This is a genomic window from Ferrovibrio sp. GW821-FHT12F09 (assembly GCF_058806775.1).
The window spans coordinates 15,001-29,019 of sequence record NZ_JBXAPZ010000001.1; the positions used below are offsets into that span (position 1 = coordinate 15,001).

At 65.0% G+C, this 14,019-nt stretch carries 14 protein-coding genes (1 of these 14 only partly in view); 9 read left to right on the plus strand and 5 right to left on the minus strand.

Translation table 11 applies throughout. The features are described from left to right. On the minus strand, positions 1-750 hold the 5' portion of the coding sequence (gene gcvA / locus AC1ROB_RS00065; protein WP_492972815.1) for a transcriptional regulator GcvA. 159 nt of this gene lie to the left of the window's left edge; only the first 750 of its 909 coding nucleotides appear in the window; its start codon is at positions 748-750; its stop codon lies off the left edge, out of view. 119 nt (positions 751-869) lie between these two features. Here gcvA and AC1ROB_RS00070 point away from each other — a divergent pair, with 119 nt between their 5' ends. Genes AC1ROB_RS00070 through AC1ROB_RS00080 form a run of 3 tightly spaced genes read left to right on the plus strand, consistent with a single transcriptional unit; the run spans position 870 to position 3,250 of the window. After that, a complete protein-coding gene (locus tag AC1ROB_RS00070) occupies positions 870-1,298 on the plus strand; it encodes a rhodanese-like domain-containing protein (RefSeq protein ID WP_492972814.1) in 429 nt (142 codons plus the stop codon). Continuing rightward, positions 1,298-1,906, plus strand: coding sequence for a glutathione S-transferase family protein (locus AC1ROB_RS00075; RefSeq protein WP_492972813.1), 609 nt, complete (start codon positions 1,298-1,300; stop codon positions 1,904-1,906). Before AC1ROB_RS00070 ends, AC1ROB_RS00075 begins: the two co-directional genes overlap by 1 nt. 45 nt (positions 1,907-1,951) lie before the next feature. After that, positions 1,952-3,250, plus strand: coding sequence for a cystathionine gamma-synthase family protein (locus tag AC1ROB_RS00080; protein ID WP_492972812.1), 1,299 nt, complete (start codon positions 1,952-1,954; stop codon positions 3,248-3,250). A 455-nt stretch (positions 3,251-3,705) separates the two neighbouring features. On the opposite strand, the gene clpB is transcribed toward AC1ROB_RS00080, so the two are convergent. The 3 genes from clpB to AC1ROB_RS00095 all read right to left on the minus strand — a co-directional run bounded on the left by clpB (position 3,706) and on the right by AC1ROB_RS00095 (position 7,400). After that, entirely contained in the window at positions 3,706-6,312 is a 2,607-nt protein-coding gene (gene clpB / locus AC1ROB_RS00085; protein WP_492972811.1) for an ATP-dependent chaperone ClpB, read from the minus strand. A gap of 252 nt (positions 6,313-6,564) precedes the next feature. Continuing rightward, on the minus strand, positions 6,565-7,080 hold the full coding sequence (locus AC1ROB_RS00090; protein WP_492972810.1) for a hypothetical protein: 516 nt from the start codon (positions 7,078-7,080) through the stop codon (positions 6,565-6,567). Between the two features lie 137 nt (positions 7,081-7,217). Then, complete coding sequence (locus tag AC1ROB_RS00095; RefSeq protein ID WP_492972809.1) at positions 7,218-7,400, minus strand: hypothetical protein; 183 nt, start codon at positions 7,398-7,400, stop codon at positions 7,218-7,220. Between the two features lie 278 nt (positions 7,401-7,678). Between AC1ROB_RS00095 and AC1ROB_RS00100 the strand changes: the two genes are divergently transcribed. The 4 genes from AC1ROB_RS00100 (at position 7,679) to AC1ROB_RS00115 (ending at position 11,640) form a co-directional block, all read left to right on the plus strand. After that, positions 7,679-8,842, plus strand: coding sequence for a glycosyltransferase (locus AC1ROB_RS00100; RefSeq protein WP_492972808.1), 1,164 nt, complete (start codon positions 7,679-7,681; stop codon positions 8,840-8,842). Positions 8,843-9,061: 219 nt separating this feature from the next. Beyond that, the gene (locus AC1ROB_RS00105) at positions 9,062-9,811 is read left to right on the plus strand and encodes an electron transfer flavoprotein subunit beta/FixA family protein (RefSeq protein ID WP_492972807.1); all 750 of its coding nucleotides are present in this window, start codon (positions 9,062-9,064) and stop codon (positions 9,809-9,811) included. 1 nt (position 9,812) lies between these two features. Further along, the gene (locus AC1ROB_RS00110) at positions 9,813-10,748 is read left to right on the plus strand and encodes an electron transfer flavoprotein subunit alpha/FixB family protein (protein ID WP_492972806.1); all 936 of its coding nucleotides are present in this window, start codon (positions 9,813-9,815) and stop codon (positions 10,746-10,748) included. Positions 10,749-10,767: 19 nt separating this feature from the next. Continuing rightward, positions 10,768-11,640 carry a 3-hydroxybutyryl-CoA dehydrogenase gene (locus AC1ROB_RS00115; RefSeq protein WP_492972805.1) on the plus strand — a complete coding sequence of 291 codons (873 nt, stop codon included), beginning with the start codon at positions 10,768-10,770 and terminating at the stop codon, positions 11,638-11,640. 128 nt (positions 11,641-11,768) lie between these two features. Here AC1ROB_RS00115 and AC1ROB_RS00120 read toward each other — a convergent pair whose 3' ends face one another. Further along, entirely contained in the window at positions 11,769-12,311 is a 543-nt protein-coding gene (locus AC1ROB_RS00120) for a TlpA disulfide reductase family protein (protein WP_492972804.1), read from the minus strand. 19 nt (positions 12,312-12,330) lie between these two features. Here AC1ROB_RS00120 and argH point away from each other — a divergent pair, with 19 nt between their 5' ends. Together argH and AC1ROB_RS00130 are read left to right on the plus strand one after the other, a co-directional pair. Further along, on the plus strand, positions 12,331-13,764 hold the full coding sequence (gene argH, locus AC1ROB_RS00125; protein ID WP_492972803.1) for an argininosuccinate lyase: 1,434 nt from the start codon (positions 12,331-12,333) through the stop codon (positions 13,762-13,764). Between the two features lie 2 nt (positions 13,765-13,766). Then, on the plus strand, positions 13,767-14,000 hold the full coding sequence (locus AC1ROB_RS00130; protein WP_492972802.1) for a hypothetical protein: 234 nt from the start codon (positions 13,767-13,769) through the stop codon (positions 13,998-14,000). The last annotated feature ends 19 nt before the right edge of the window (positions 14,001-14,019 follow it).

The window sequence follows — 14,019 nt, forward strand, 5'->3', positions numbered from 1 at the left end:
CAGATGCGGCGACCGGCCGAGCGCCACGCCCTGCCCGGCCACCGCGGCGGCCACCAGAACGTTTGAATCCGTAAAGAACAATCCACGCGCCGCGCCGGACTCCGGCAGGCCCTCGCGGCGGAACCAGTCGGCCCAGTTGAGCCAGGGCTGGTTGTTATGGGCATCGACATCATGCAGCAGCTGGTGCTGCGCCAGATCGGCAAAGCGCTGCAGCGGCTGGCCGCCATGCAGCAGCGCCGGACTGGCAACGGGAAACACCTCCTCAACCAGCAGCCGCACGGCTTCAAGCCCCTTGAACGGTCCGGGCCCGAAGCGGATGGCGAGATCGATATCCTCCCGCGCGAAATCCACCAGCCGCCGCGAAGTGTCGATGCGCAGGTCGATGCCGGGATACTGCTGGCGGAAGCGGCTTAAGCGCGGTACCAGCCAGCCGGCCGCAAACGACGCCAGCGTGGTCAGCGTCACCAGGCCGCTGGCCTCGCCCTCGCGTAAGTGCGCCGTTGCGGCGGCGAGGCGGTCGAGGCCGTCGCTCAGGCCCGGCAGATAGGCGCGGCCGGCCGTGGTGAGGGTCAGCCCGCGGGCCTGACGCAGGAACAGCGGCACCTGCAGCTGCGCCTCCAGACCCTTCACCTGCTGGCTCACCGCAGCCGCCGTGACGCCGAGTTCGGCCGCGGCCAGGGCAAAGCTGCCATGGCGGGCGGCGGCCTCGAAGGCACGCAGGGCATTGAGCGGTGGCAGGCGGCGACGCATGGCCCCAGTCTGCCAGACTTAGCTTTCCTAAGCCAATCCCTGAGAAAGACTGGTTTGTGCCCCAGTTCTGCTTAGGCGAGACTGCGGGCAGCCCATCCCCGAACCCCAGGAGCCGAGCCATGCCCAGCCTTGTCGCCGAAACCCCGGCCGCACCGGCCGCCGATGCGGTCCGGCATTTCGCCGCCAAACTCACCTTCGAGGCCGATTGCTGGGACGTCCATAACGCCCTGCAGACGGCGCGGCAGGATTTCGTGCTGCTCGATGTGCGCGGCCGCAACGCCTATGCGGACGCCCATGTGCCCGGCGCGCTGAGCCTGCCGCATCCCGACATGACCGCCGAACGCATGGCAGCGCGCTGGCCGGCCGATACGCTGTTCGTGGTCTATTGCGCCGGGCCCCATTGCAACGGCGCCGACCACGCGGCGCTGAAGCTGGCGACCTTCGGCTATCCGGTGAAGATCATGATCGGCGGCATGACCGGCTGGGCCGATGAAGGATTCTCTTACGCCCATGGCCGCGAACCCGGCCTGGTGGAGCAGGCTGCCTGATGCTGACGCTGTACGACTATCTCGATTCCGGCAACGGCTACAAATGCCGGCTGCTGCTGGCCTTGCTGAACACGCCCTATAGCCGCGTCGAACTCGACCTCGACAAGGGCGAGACCCGCACGCACGCGTTTCTGGCCAAGAATCCCAACGGCCGCATTCCAGCGCTGGAATTGGAAGACGGTTTCGTACTGCCGGAATCCAACGCCATCCTCTATTACCTCGCCGACGGCACGCGCTACCTGCCCGAAAGCCGACTGGCGCGCGCCCAGGTGATGCAGTGGCTGTTCTTCGAGCAGTACAGCCACGAGCCTTATGTCGCCACGCCGCGCTGGATCCTGCGCCATCTCGGCCGTGAGCATCCGCGCATGGCCGAGATGCCCGAGCGGCTGGAGAAGGGCCGCGCCGCACTCGGCGTCATGGAGCAGCATCTGCAGAAGCACCGCTTCTTCGTCGGCGACAGCTACTCGATCGCCGATATCGCGCTCTATGCCTATACCCACCGCGCGGACGAGTCCGATCTCGATCTCAAGCCCTTCCCGGCCATCCGCGCCTGGATGGAACGGGTGGCGACCCAGCCCGGTCACATAAAGATGCTGCCCGGCGACTGACGGCAGCCTGTATGCTGGGCGCCGGACAACACGGAGCCCAGCATCATGGCCAAACGGACCCAGAAGAAGACCCGCGCCGGCGACCGCGACCTGCATCCCGAAACCCAGATGATGACTTACGGCTACAACCCCTTCCTCTCGGAAGGCGCGGTCAAGCCGCCGGTCTTCCTCACCTCCACCTTCGCCTATAAGACGGCGGAAGACGGCGCCGCCTTCTTCGACCTGATGGCCGGCCGCACCAAACTGCCGGACGGCGAGAAGGCCGGGCTGATCTACAGCCGCTTCAACCATCCCAACCTCGAGATCGTCGAGGACCGGCTGGCGCTGCTCGAAGGCGCCGAAGCCGCCGCGGTTTTCTCCAGCGGTATGGCCGCCATCGCCAGCGCCTTCCTCACATTCTTAAGGCCGGGCGACACCCTGCTGCATTCCTCGCCGCTCTATGGCGGTACCGAGACGATGATCCGCAAGGTGCTGCCTGAATTCGGCATCCATACGGCCGAATTCCATGACGGCCTGCATGACCGCGACATCACCAGCGCCGCGGCGAGTGCAAAAGGCCGCATCGCCATGATCTTCATCGAGACGCCGGCCAACCCGAACAATGCCATGGTCGATTTCGCCATGGTGGCCAAGGCCGCCGATGCCATCGCCGCCAAACAGGGCGGCGCGCGACCCCTGGTGGTCTGCGACAACACCATGCTGGGGCCGATCTTCCAGAAGCCCTTGCTGCATGGCGTCGACATCGCGGTGTATTCTCTCACCAAATATGTCGGTGGCCATAGCGACCTGGTGGCCGGCAGCGCGGTCGGCGCCAAAGCCCAGCTCGACCGCATCCGCAGCTACCGCAACACCTTCGGCAGCCAGCTCGACCCGCATTCCTCCTGGATGATCGCCCGCTCGCTGGAAACGCTGGTGATCCGCATGACCCGCGCGGCGGAGAGCGGCCGGAAAGTCGCGCAGTGGCTCAACACCAACCCGCATATGAAGGTCACCGTGCGGCATCCCGACCTGATCCCCGACAACACCTACCAGACCGTCTACCAGCGCCAGTGCTCGGGCCCCGGCTCGACCTTCTCGTTCACGCTGGAAGGCGCCACCCGGCAGCAGAGCTTCAAACTCATCAATGCGCTGACCCTGTTCAAATCCGCCGTCAGCCTCGGCGGCACGGAATCGCTGGTCTGCCATCCGGCCTCAACGACTCACTCGGGCGTCGGCACCAAGATCCTCGACGTGCTCGGCGTCACAGAAGGCCTGATCCGCGTCTCCATCGGCCTGGAACACCCCGACGACCTGATCGACGACCTGGATGCGGCGTTCCGGGAGGCGACAGATCAACGCGGATAAGTAACCTTCCTAATCGCTAAGGTACCGCGTGCCAGTTCGATGTAAGCGCCGGGAAGATTCGGAGAATCACCCCTTCCCTTATAATCGGGATCGTAAAACCTGACGCAAAGGGCATCGGCCTCACAGTCCGATACCGAAATACTGTATCGATCCAATTTCCCGCCTTCCTTAATGAAGGCAGGGATTGCCGCCTGTATTGCACGATATTGGAGGCCAGACATGGTCACCGCTTCACCAGCTGAAGCGCTCGAGCCCGCCACCAAAAGTCCAAAGACAGCTATAAACGCTTTTCTCATGCGCTCCCCCATAAGGCGTGGATGGCCGGGACAAGCCCGGCCATGACACAGAAGCTAATAGGCCCACAATTTGTGTCATGCCCGGCCTTGTGCCGGGCATCCACGTTTTTACTTCCGGCAAACTGCAAGGGCCCCGGTTTCCCGGGGCCCTTTCCTATTTTACTCCGCCGCGATGTCGACCGCGCGGCCCTGGATGGTCAGGCCTTGCGGCCCGGCCGAGACCGTCACGGTTTCGCCATCGGCCACCGTGCCTTCCAGGATCATGCTGGCCAGCGGGTTCTGCAGCGCGCGCTGGATCACGCGCTTGAGCGGCCGGGCGCCATAGACCGGGTCGTAGCCGGCATCGCCGAGCCAGTGCTTGGCGGCATCGTCCAGCTTCAGCTCGATCTTGCGATCGGCCAGCAGCTTGCGCAGGCGGCCGAGCTGGATATCGACAATGCCGGTCATGTTCTCGCGGCTGAGGCGACGGAACAGGATCACTTCATCCAGCCGGTTGAGGAATTCCGGCCGGAAGCTTGCGCGCACCACTTCCATCACCTGGTGCCGCGTCGCCTCGTCGATCTGCTCGCCCTCGGCGCGCGCCAGATACTCGCTGCCCAGATTGGAGGTCAGGATGATCACGGTGTTCTTGAAATCCACCGTGCGGCCCTGGCCGTCTGTGAGCCGTCCGTCATCCAAGACTTGAAGGAGCACGTTGAACACATCGGGATGCGCCTTTTCGACCTCGTCGAACAGGATCACCTGATAGGGCCGCCGGCGCACGGCTTCGGTCAACGCGCCGCCCTCGTCATAGCCGACATAGCCCGGCGGCGCGCCGATCAGGCGGCTGACCGAGTGCTTCTCCATGTATTCCGACATGTCCATGCGGATCAGCGCGCTGTCATCGTCGAACATAAATTCGGCCAGCGCCTTGGTCAGCTCGGTCTTGCCGACGCCGGTGGGGCCGAGGAACAGGAAGCTGCCGATCGGGCGGTTGGGATCCTGCAGGCCGGCGCGCGCACGCCGCACCGCATTGGCCACCGCCAGCAGCGCATCGTCCTGGCCGACCACGCGGGTGCCAAGCTTATGCTCCATCTTCAGCAGCTTTTCGCGCTCGCCTGACAGCATCTTGTCGACCGGAATGCCGGTCCAGCGCGACACCACGCCGGCGATGTCGCTCTCGGTCACCGCTTCACGCACGATCTGCTTGTTGTCTTTACCGCCACCCTTCTCGGCATCCTGCAGCTTGCGCTCCAGATCGGGGATCACGCCGTAGGACAGTTCAGACGCGCGGTTCCAGTCCGACTTGGCCTTGGCCTGGTCGAGATCGAGGCGCGCGGCATCGAGCTGTTCCTTCAGCTTCTGCGCATCGCCCAGCTTGTCCTTCTCGGCCTGCCAGGCCGAGGTCAGCGTGTGCGACTGGGTTTCCAGATCGGCCAGTTCGGCATCCAGCTTGGTCAGCCGGTCCTTCGAGGCCGGATCGGTCTCTTTCTTCAGCGCCTCGCGCTCGATCTTGAGCTGCATGATGCGGCGGTCGAGTTCATCCACCGCCTCGGGCTTGCTGTCGACTTCCATGCGCAGGCGCGCCGCCGACTCATCGATCAGGTCGATGGCCTTGTCAGGCAGGAAGCGGTCGGTGATGTAGCGGTTCGACAGCGTGGCGGCGGCAACGATGGCGCTGTCGGTGATGCGCACGCCATGATGCACTTCATATTTCTCTTTCAGGCCGCGCAGGATCGAGATGGTGTCTTCTACCGTCGGCTCGCCGACGAAGACCGCCTGGAAGCGACGGGCCAGCGCCGCGTCCTTCTCGATATACTTGCGGTATTCATCCAGCGTGGTGGCGCCGACGCAATGCAGCTCGCCGCGCGCCAAGGCGGGCTTCAGCAGGTTCGACGCATCCATGGCGCCATCGGCCTTGCCGGCGCCGACCAGGGTGTGCAGCTCGTCGATGAACAGCACGATCTGGCCATCGGCCGAGGTGACCTCGGACAGAACGGCCTTCAGCCGCTCCTCAAATTCGCCGCGGAATTTCGCGCCGGCGATCATCGCGCCGAGATCCAGCGCCATCAGCTTCTTGTTCTTCAGGCTTTCCGGCACGTCGCCCTTGACGATGCGCAGCGCCAGGCCCTCGACGATGGCGGTCTTGCCGACGCCGGGTTCGCCGATCAGCACGGGATTGTTCTTGGTGCGACGCGACAGAACCTGGATCGTGCGGCGAATCTCTTCGTCGCGGCCGATCACCGGATCGAGCTTGCCCTGTTCGGCGGCCTCGGTGAGGTCGCGGGCATATTTCTTCAGCGCGTCATAGGCCTGTTCGGCCGACGCGGAATCGGCCTTGCGACCTTTACGCATATCCTGGATGGCTTTCTCAAGGGACTGGGGCGAGACACTGGCGGCTTTCAGCGCATCGGCGGCCGGCGTGCCGGTGCCGAGCGCGATGGCCTGCAGCAGGCGTTCGGCAGCGACGAAACTGTCGCCGGCCTTCTCGCGCAGCTTTTCCGCCGTCTCGAACAGGCGCGCCATCTCGGGCGCCATATACAGCTGGCCGGCGCCGCCGCCTTCCACTTTCGGAATTTTGGCCAGGGCCTCTTCATTCTTCTGCTTCGCCAGATCGGGCTGGCCGCCGGCCGCCCTGATCAGACCCGACGCCATGCCTTCCGGGTCGTCGATCAGCACTTTCAGCAGATGCTCGGGCGCGAAGCGCTGATGCCCGCGGGCCAGCGCCATATTCTGCGCCGCCTGCAAAAAGCCGCGGCTGCGCTCGGTGTATTTCTCGAAATCCATTGGTCGAACTCCTTGTCCGGCAGTCCTGAAATCCGGTGCCCCCGCTTGGCGGCTGGCTCCGGGGCGGACCCCATGCTCGAAATGTGGGAAGCCCGCCGTATCCTGCAAGAGGACGACCGCGAAATTCGTTAATGAGGCCGAGACTGCGGAAGCCGGCGATCTTAGCTCTGGGTCCCCGCTTTCGCGGGGACGACGATCCAAAACAACCCGTCACCCCGGCCAAGCGCAGCGCGAGCCGGGGTCCAGAGCCGCTCAAGAGGTCTCCACCGGACCGATCAGCCCCGCCGCGCGCAGACGGGCCAGATCGGGGCCTTCGATATCGACAATGGTGGGCGAACGGGTGCTGTCCAGCGGCCGGAGCGGTCGCGGCGGGCGGCGCGGCGGGCTTTCGGCCTGTGCCACGGCAGGCGCGGAGGCTTCCGGCAGACTTCCGATCGCTTCGTTTGCCTTCGTTTCGCTTCGTTCAGCTTCGTTGGCGTTCGTTTCGCTTCCTTCGGCTTCGTTTGACTTCGTTTCGCTTCGTCCAGCTTCGTCTGCCGGCTCTGGCTCTGGCTCTGGCTCTGGCTCTGGCTCTGGGGCCTGGCTGGCCTTCAGCAGCGCGACGCTTCTGGCCACAAAGGCATCCATCTCGCGGCGTTCGGCGGCGAACCGGGCACGCAGGGCCATGTTGGGCGGCCGGCGCGCGGTCTGGCCCAGGGTCTCGATCCGCTGCGCCAGATCGTCCGGCGCGGCGATCAGCGCCTCATCGGCCAGCAGACAGCGCAGCATTTCGGCGTCCAGCGCCTCGGACTGCAGACCACGGCCGAGCACCGCTGTCCGGCCGCCGGCAGCCAGCCGCAGGTCGGACAGCAGGCGCTGCCGTTCCAGCGCCTGGCCGAGCAGGAAGCGGAACCGCAGGCTGTTTTTCAGATGCAGCCAGATCCGGTCTTCCCGGAGGCCAAGCGCGGCGGCGACGGCATCGGGGCCTCGCCCTGGGCCAGCCGGCGGGCGACGGCCTTCCAGTCGATCATCACCGGGGATTTGCGCCTGGGTTTTGCCTGCGGTGTGCCGAGAGATTCATCCTTAAACGGATCATAGCGGTCAGCCATGGCCGGGCTCCTGGGTCTGAGGGTACTCTCCAAAAGAACATATAGAGTATATAGGAATAAAAGTCAATACAGGCTGTGACTGGAAGCCGGAATTGCAGCCAAGGCTATGCATAAACGGTGGAAGGCATACCGGGGGGCGGCCAAGGCCAAGCCCCTGCAATCAGTGGGCAAATCGGCCGGATTCGGTGGTGGCGGAGCAACCCGGCGGCCTTTATAAACGCGGGGCTGACTGAAAAACGTAACTCGGCGTAAAAGCGTAAATCCAGCGTCATGGCGCAATGACCATCCAGATCGTGCATCTGATCACCAGCCTGCGGGTCGGCGGCGCCGAGCATATGCTCGAGAAGCTGGTCACCGGCATGGACCGCGGCGCATTCAGCAATACCGTGATCAGCCTGACGGTGGAGGGCCCGATCGGCAAACGGCTGCGTGAGGCCGGGATTCCCGTCCATGCCCTGGGCATGACCGGGTTACTCACGCTGCCGCGCGCCCTGTGGCGACTGAGCCGCCTGCTGCGGCAGCTGCGGCCGCAGGTGCTGCAGACCTGGCTGTATCATGCCGATCTGATCGGCACCCTGATCCGCGCGCTGACCTATCCCGATGCCAGGCTGGTCTGGAACCTGCGCTGTTCCGACATGAACCTGGACGATTATTCGCCGCGCACGCGGATGGTGCTGCGCCTGCTGGCGCCGCTGTCGCGCCTACCGAAAACCATCCTCACCAATTCCGAAGCCGGCCGCCGCCATCATATCGCGCTGGGCTATCACGCCGATGGCTGGACCACCATTCCCAACGGGTTCGACCTGACGGCCTTCCGTCAGGAGGCTACCGGTGCGCTGCGCGGCGAACTGGGCCTGGCGCCGAGCGACAGGATCGTCGGCATGGTGGCGCGCATCGATCCGATGAAGGATCACGCCACCTTCGTGGCGATGGCCAAACTGCTGGCCGCGCGGCACTCCGACCTGCATTTCGTGCTGGTGGGACGCGGCTGCACGCCCGCATCCGCGACACTGGCCGGCGGACGCGACGCGCTGGGCGCGCGGCTGCATCTGCTGGGCGAGCGCCTCGATGTGGCGGCCCTGCTGCCGGATTTCGATATCCTGACGCTGACCTCGGCCTATGGCGAAGGCTTTCCCAATGTGCTGGGCGAAGCGCTGGCCTGCGGCGTGCCGAGCGTGGCTACCGCGGTGGGCGATAGCGCCGTGATCCTGGGCGATTGCGGCCTCACCGTGCCGCCGCGCAATCCGCAGGCCCTGGCCGATGCAGTGACGCGCATCCTGGAGATGCCGGAGGCCGAACGCGCCGCATGGCAGGTGCGGATGCGCCAGCGCGCGGAAAGCCAGTTCAGCCTGCCCAGCGTGATTGCCCGCTATGAGAGCTTCTACCGCACGGTTGCATCGCAGCCCGCGCCCATCGGCATGATGGCTGAAAAAACCGATTGAGCCGCTGTCCGCCAGACGCCGGCGATTGGCAAATTACTGCGGCCCGGCCAGCACTTGACCGAGGGGAAGGCCGGGTGTCGGTTCGTTGACAGCCTTGGGTGCGGGTTATAGTGTGCAGCGCGAAAAACGCCGGCGCGGCAGGAATTCCCGGGCCGCCAGCCGTGTCTTTCACTACCGTATCGCTCGCAGCTGTATCGCAACAACTAAGGTTGGACGTCCATGAAGGTTCTGGTCGCGGTCAAGCGCGTGGTGGACTACAACGTCAAGATCCGCGTCAAGGCGGACAAGACGGGTGTCGATCTCGCCAACGTCAAGATGTCGATGAATCCCTTCGACGAAATCGCCGTCGAGGAAGCCGTGCGCCTCAAGGAAGCCGGCACCGCCACCGAAGTGATCGCCGTTTCGATCGGCCCGGCCCAGGCGCAGGAAACGCTCCGCACCGCGCTGGCCATGGGCGCCGACCGCGGCATCCTGGTGAAGACCGACGCCGAAGTGCAGCCGCTGGCGGTTGCCAAGATTCTCGCCAAGCTGGTCGAGGCCGAACAGCCGCAGCTGGTGATCGTCGGCAAGCAGGCCATCGATGACGACAGCAACCAGACCGGCCAGATGCTGTCGGCGCTGCTGAACTGGTCGCAGGGCACCTTTGCCAACAAGGCGAGCTTCGCCGACGGCAAGGCAACGGTCGTGCGCGAAGTGGACGGCGGCCTTGAAACCGTCGAACTCAAGCTGCCCGCCGTGGTGACCACCGACCTGCGCCTGAACGAGCCGCGTTATGCGTCGCTGCCCAATATCATGAAGGCGAAGAAGAAGCCGATCGACGAGAAGACCCCGGAAGACCTGGGCGTCGATATCGCGCCGCGCCTGAAGACGCTGTCGGTGGACGAGCCGCCGAAGCGCTCGGCCGGCATCAAGGTGCCCGATGTTGCCACCCTGGTGCAGAAGCTGCGCACCGAAGCGGGAGTGATCTGAGATGAGCATCCTCGTCATTGCCGAACACGATAACGCCTCGATCAAGGCGCCGACGCTGAATGCCGTGACCGCCGCCACCAAGATCGGCGGCGATGTGCATGTGCTGGTCGCCGGCAAGGGTGCCGATGCGGCAGCCGCTGCCGCCGCGAAGATCGCCGGCGTCGCCAAGGTGATCCAGGTCGAGGGCGAGCAGTATGCCCATGGCCTGGCCGAGCCGCTCGGCGCGCTGATCGCGCAGCTCGGCAAGAGCTATGCCGCGATCCTGGCGCCGGAAACCACCAGCGGCAAGAATGTGCTGCCGCGCGTGGCCGCCCTGCTCGATGTGATGCAGATTTCCGGCATCGTCGAAGTGAAAAGCGCCGATACTTTCGTGCGCCCGATCTATGCCGGCAACGCCATGGCGACCGTGCAGTCCTCGGATGCCATCAAGGTCATCACCGTGCGCACGACCGGCTTTGCCGCTGCGGCTGCCGAAGGCGGTTCCGCCACGGTCGAGAAGGCCGAAGGCGCTGCCGACACCGGCCTGTCGAAATTCGTCGGCCAGGAGCTGCAGAAGTCGGACCGTCCGGAGCTGACGTCTGCGAAAATTATTGTGTCTGGCGGCCGGGGCATGGGCTCGGGCGAGAATTTCAAGCTGATCGAAGCGGTGGCCGACAAGCTCGGCGCTGCCGTCGGCGCCAGCCGCGCAGCTGTAGACGCCGGCTTCGTGCCGAACGACTACCAGGTCGGTCAGACCGGCAAGATCGTGGCGCCGCAGCTTTATGTGGCGGTCGGCATCTCGGGTGCGATCCAGCATCTGGCCGGCATGAAGGACTCGAAGGTGATCGTCGCCATCAACAAGGACGAAGAGGCGCCGATCTTCCAGGTCGCCGATTACGGCCTGGTCGGCGATCTGTTCAAGATCCTGCCCGAGCTCGCAGACGAGCTGGCCAAGTAAGCGAAAGCCGGGGAACCGCATGATCAAGACCATTGGGGTGATCGGCGCCGGCCAGATGGGCACTGGTATCGCCCATGTCTGCGCGCTGGCCGGCTACGAGGTTGTCCTGCAGGACATCAACGCCGCCCAGCTCGACAAGGCGCTGGAGGTGATCGGCGGCAACATGAACCGCCAGATCGGCCGCGGCAAGATCACCGAGGCCGACAAGGCCAAGGCGCTGACCCTGATCCGCACCTCGAACGACATCCGCGCCTTCGCCACCACCGATTTCGTGGTGGAAGCCGCCACCGAGAACGAGGGCCTGAAGAAGAAGATTTTCGCCGAGCTCTGCCCGGTGCTGAAGCCCGATGCGGTGCTGGCCACCAACACCTCGTCGATCTCGGTGACGCGCCTGGCCTCCAGCACCGACCGGCCGGAAAAGTTCATGGGCATGCATTTCATGAACCCGGTGCCGGTGATGGCGCTGGTCGAGCTGATCCGCGGCATCGCCACCGACGAAAACACCTTCCGCATGGTGCGCGAGCTCACCATCAAGCTGGGCAAGACCCCGGCCAATTCCGAAGATTTCCCCGCCTTCATCGTCAACCGCATCCTGCTGCCGATGATCAACGAGGCGATCTACACGCTCTATGAGGGCGTCGGCTCGGTGGAAGCCATCGACACCGCCATGAAGCTCGGCGCCAACCATCCGATGGGGCCGCTGCAGCTTGCCGATTTCATTGGCCTCGATACCTGCCTGTCGATCATGCAGGTGCTCTACGAGGGCCTGGCCGACAGCAAGTATCGTCCCTGCCCGCTGCTGGTGAAGTATGTCGAGGCCGGCTGGCTTGGCCGCAAGACCAACCGCGGCTTCTACGACTATCGCGGCGAACACCCGACGCCGACACGCTGATACAGGGCGTCTCAGACATACAAAAGGGGCCGTGAGGCCCCTTTTTCTTTCATCGTCATGCCCGCGAAGGCGGGCATCCAGGCGGCGGTTGGACTGGGTTCCCGCTTTCGCGGGAACGACGAAGAAACTCAGTTCTTCTCCGCAATCAGCGCATCAATGAGCGCGAGCGCGTCCGCCTGGTCCCAGTGCGCCTCGCCGATCAGGCGGCCGACCTCGCGGCCCTGGCGGTCGATCAGGATGGTGGTGGGCAGGCCGACGGCGCCCCAGGCGCGGCCGGATTTCATCGAGCTGTCGAGATAGGGCTTGAGCCGGCTGGCGCCGATCTGGGCGAGGAAGGCCTCGACCTTGGCCCGGCCGCCGCGATCCTGGGCGATGGTGACGACGGCGAAATCCTTCGAGCCGCGCAGGCCGGCCAGACGGTCGAGCGCCGGCATCTCGACGCGGCAGGGAATGCACCAGGTGGCCCAGAGATTGACCAGCACCACCTGGCCCCGGAACGCGGCCAGCGTGACGGTCTGGTCGGCCGGGTCCTGGAATTCGGCCATGGCGACTGGCATCCGCTCGGCCGAGAGGCTAAATTTGCGCATCTCACCGGCACGCGGCAATTCGGCTGCCATGGCAGGGTTTGCCAGGGCCGCAAGCAGCGCCGCCATCGCTAGAAACCGTTTCATACCCGTAGTCATCCCGATCATGTCCGCACGCAAGAAATCAGATAAGTCCAAGGCACCCCGCAAGCAAGCCAACAGCATGTGGGGCGGACGCTTTGCCGCAGGCCCGGCGGCGATCATGACCGAGATCAACGCCTCGATCCGCTTCGACCGCAAGCTCTATCGCCAGGATATCCGCGGCTCGATGGCGCATTGCCGCATGCTGGTGCGGCAGGGTCTCATTTCGGCGGCCGAGGGCAAGAAGATCCTGGGCGGCCTGGAGACAATTCTGCGTGAGATCGAGGCCGGCAAGTTCAAGATCGATCTGGCGCTGGAAGACATCCACATGCATGTGGAGGCGCGGCTGGCCGAGCTGATCGGCACGCCGGCCGGACGCCTGCACACCGCGCGTTCGCGCAACGACCAGGTGGCGACCGACTTCCGCCTGTGGGTGCGCGACGCCATCGACCGCATCGATGCCGGACTCAACGACCTGCAACTCACCCTGCTGCGCCGCGCCGATGAATACGCGGCCACGGTGATGCCAGGATTTACCCATTTACAAGCGGCGCAGCCGGTGACCTTCGGCCACCATCTGATGGCCTATGTGGAAATGACCGGCCGCGACCGGTCGCGCCTGAAGGATGCCCGCGCGCGGCTCAACGAAAGCCCGCTCGGCGCCGCAGCGCTGGCCGGTACGTCTTTGCCCATCGACCGCCACAGCACGGCCAAGGATCTGGGCTTTGCCGGGCCGATGAGCAATTCGCTGGATGCAGTGGCCGACCGCGACTATGCGCTGGAGTTTCTGTCGGCCGCATCGATCTGTGCTGTGCATCTGTCGCGCCTTGCCGAAGAGATCGTGCTGTGGACGAGCGCGCAATTCCGCTTTGTCACGCTGTCTGACGCCTTCACCACCGGCTCGTCGATCATGCCGCAGAAGCGCAACCCCGATGCCGCCGAACTGGTGCGCGGCAAGGTCGGCCGCATCGTCGGCAGCCTGAATGCCCTGCTGATCACCATGAAGGGCCTGCCGATGACCTACGGCAAGGACATGCAGGAAGACAAGGAACCGACCTTCGATGCGGTCGAGAGCCTGGAACTCTGCATCGCCGCCACCGCGGGCATGATCACCGACCTCAAGGCCAATGCGCCGCGCATGCAGGATGCCGCCGGCGAGGGCTACACCACGGCGACCGACCTGGCCGACTGGTGCGTGCGCAAGCTCGACATGCCCTTCCGCAATGCCCATCATGTCTCCGGGCGCATCGTGCGCATGGCCGAGAGCCAGGACAAGCCGCTGGAAGCCCTGACGCTGAAAGAGATGCAGAGCGTCGAGCCGCGCATCACCAAGGAGATTTTCGCGGTGCTGGGCGTGCAGAATTCGGTGAAGAGCCGCGTGTCCTATGGCGGCACGGCACCGGCCAATGTGAAGAAGCAGGTGGCGCGCTGGCGCAAGCTGCTGGCGAAGAAAGGGTGAGCATGAGCGAGATCCATCACATCTCCGCCGTCATCCCCGCGAAAGCGGGGATCCAGTCTTTGCGCGGCCCCTGGGCTCCCGCTTTCGCGGGAGCGACGAAGGTGATGATGCTCGCCGTGTTCATCACGCTCACGCTCGCCGCCTGCGGCCGCAAGGACGTGCCCGACTATCCGCCCGATGCGACCGAGCGCCCCGGCACCCTGCCGCCGCGCCGTGAATCGATCCGCTATTACTGATCCCCTTTCCGCTTGAGAG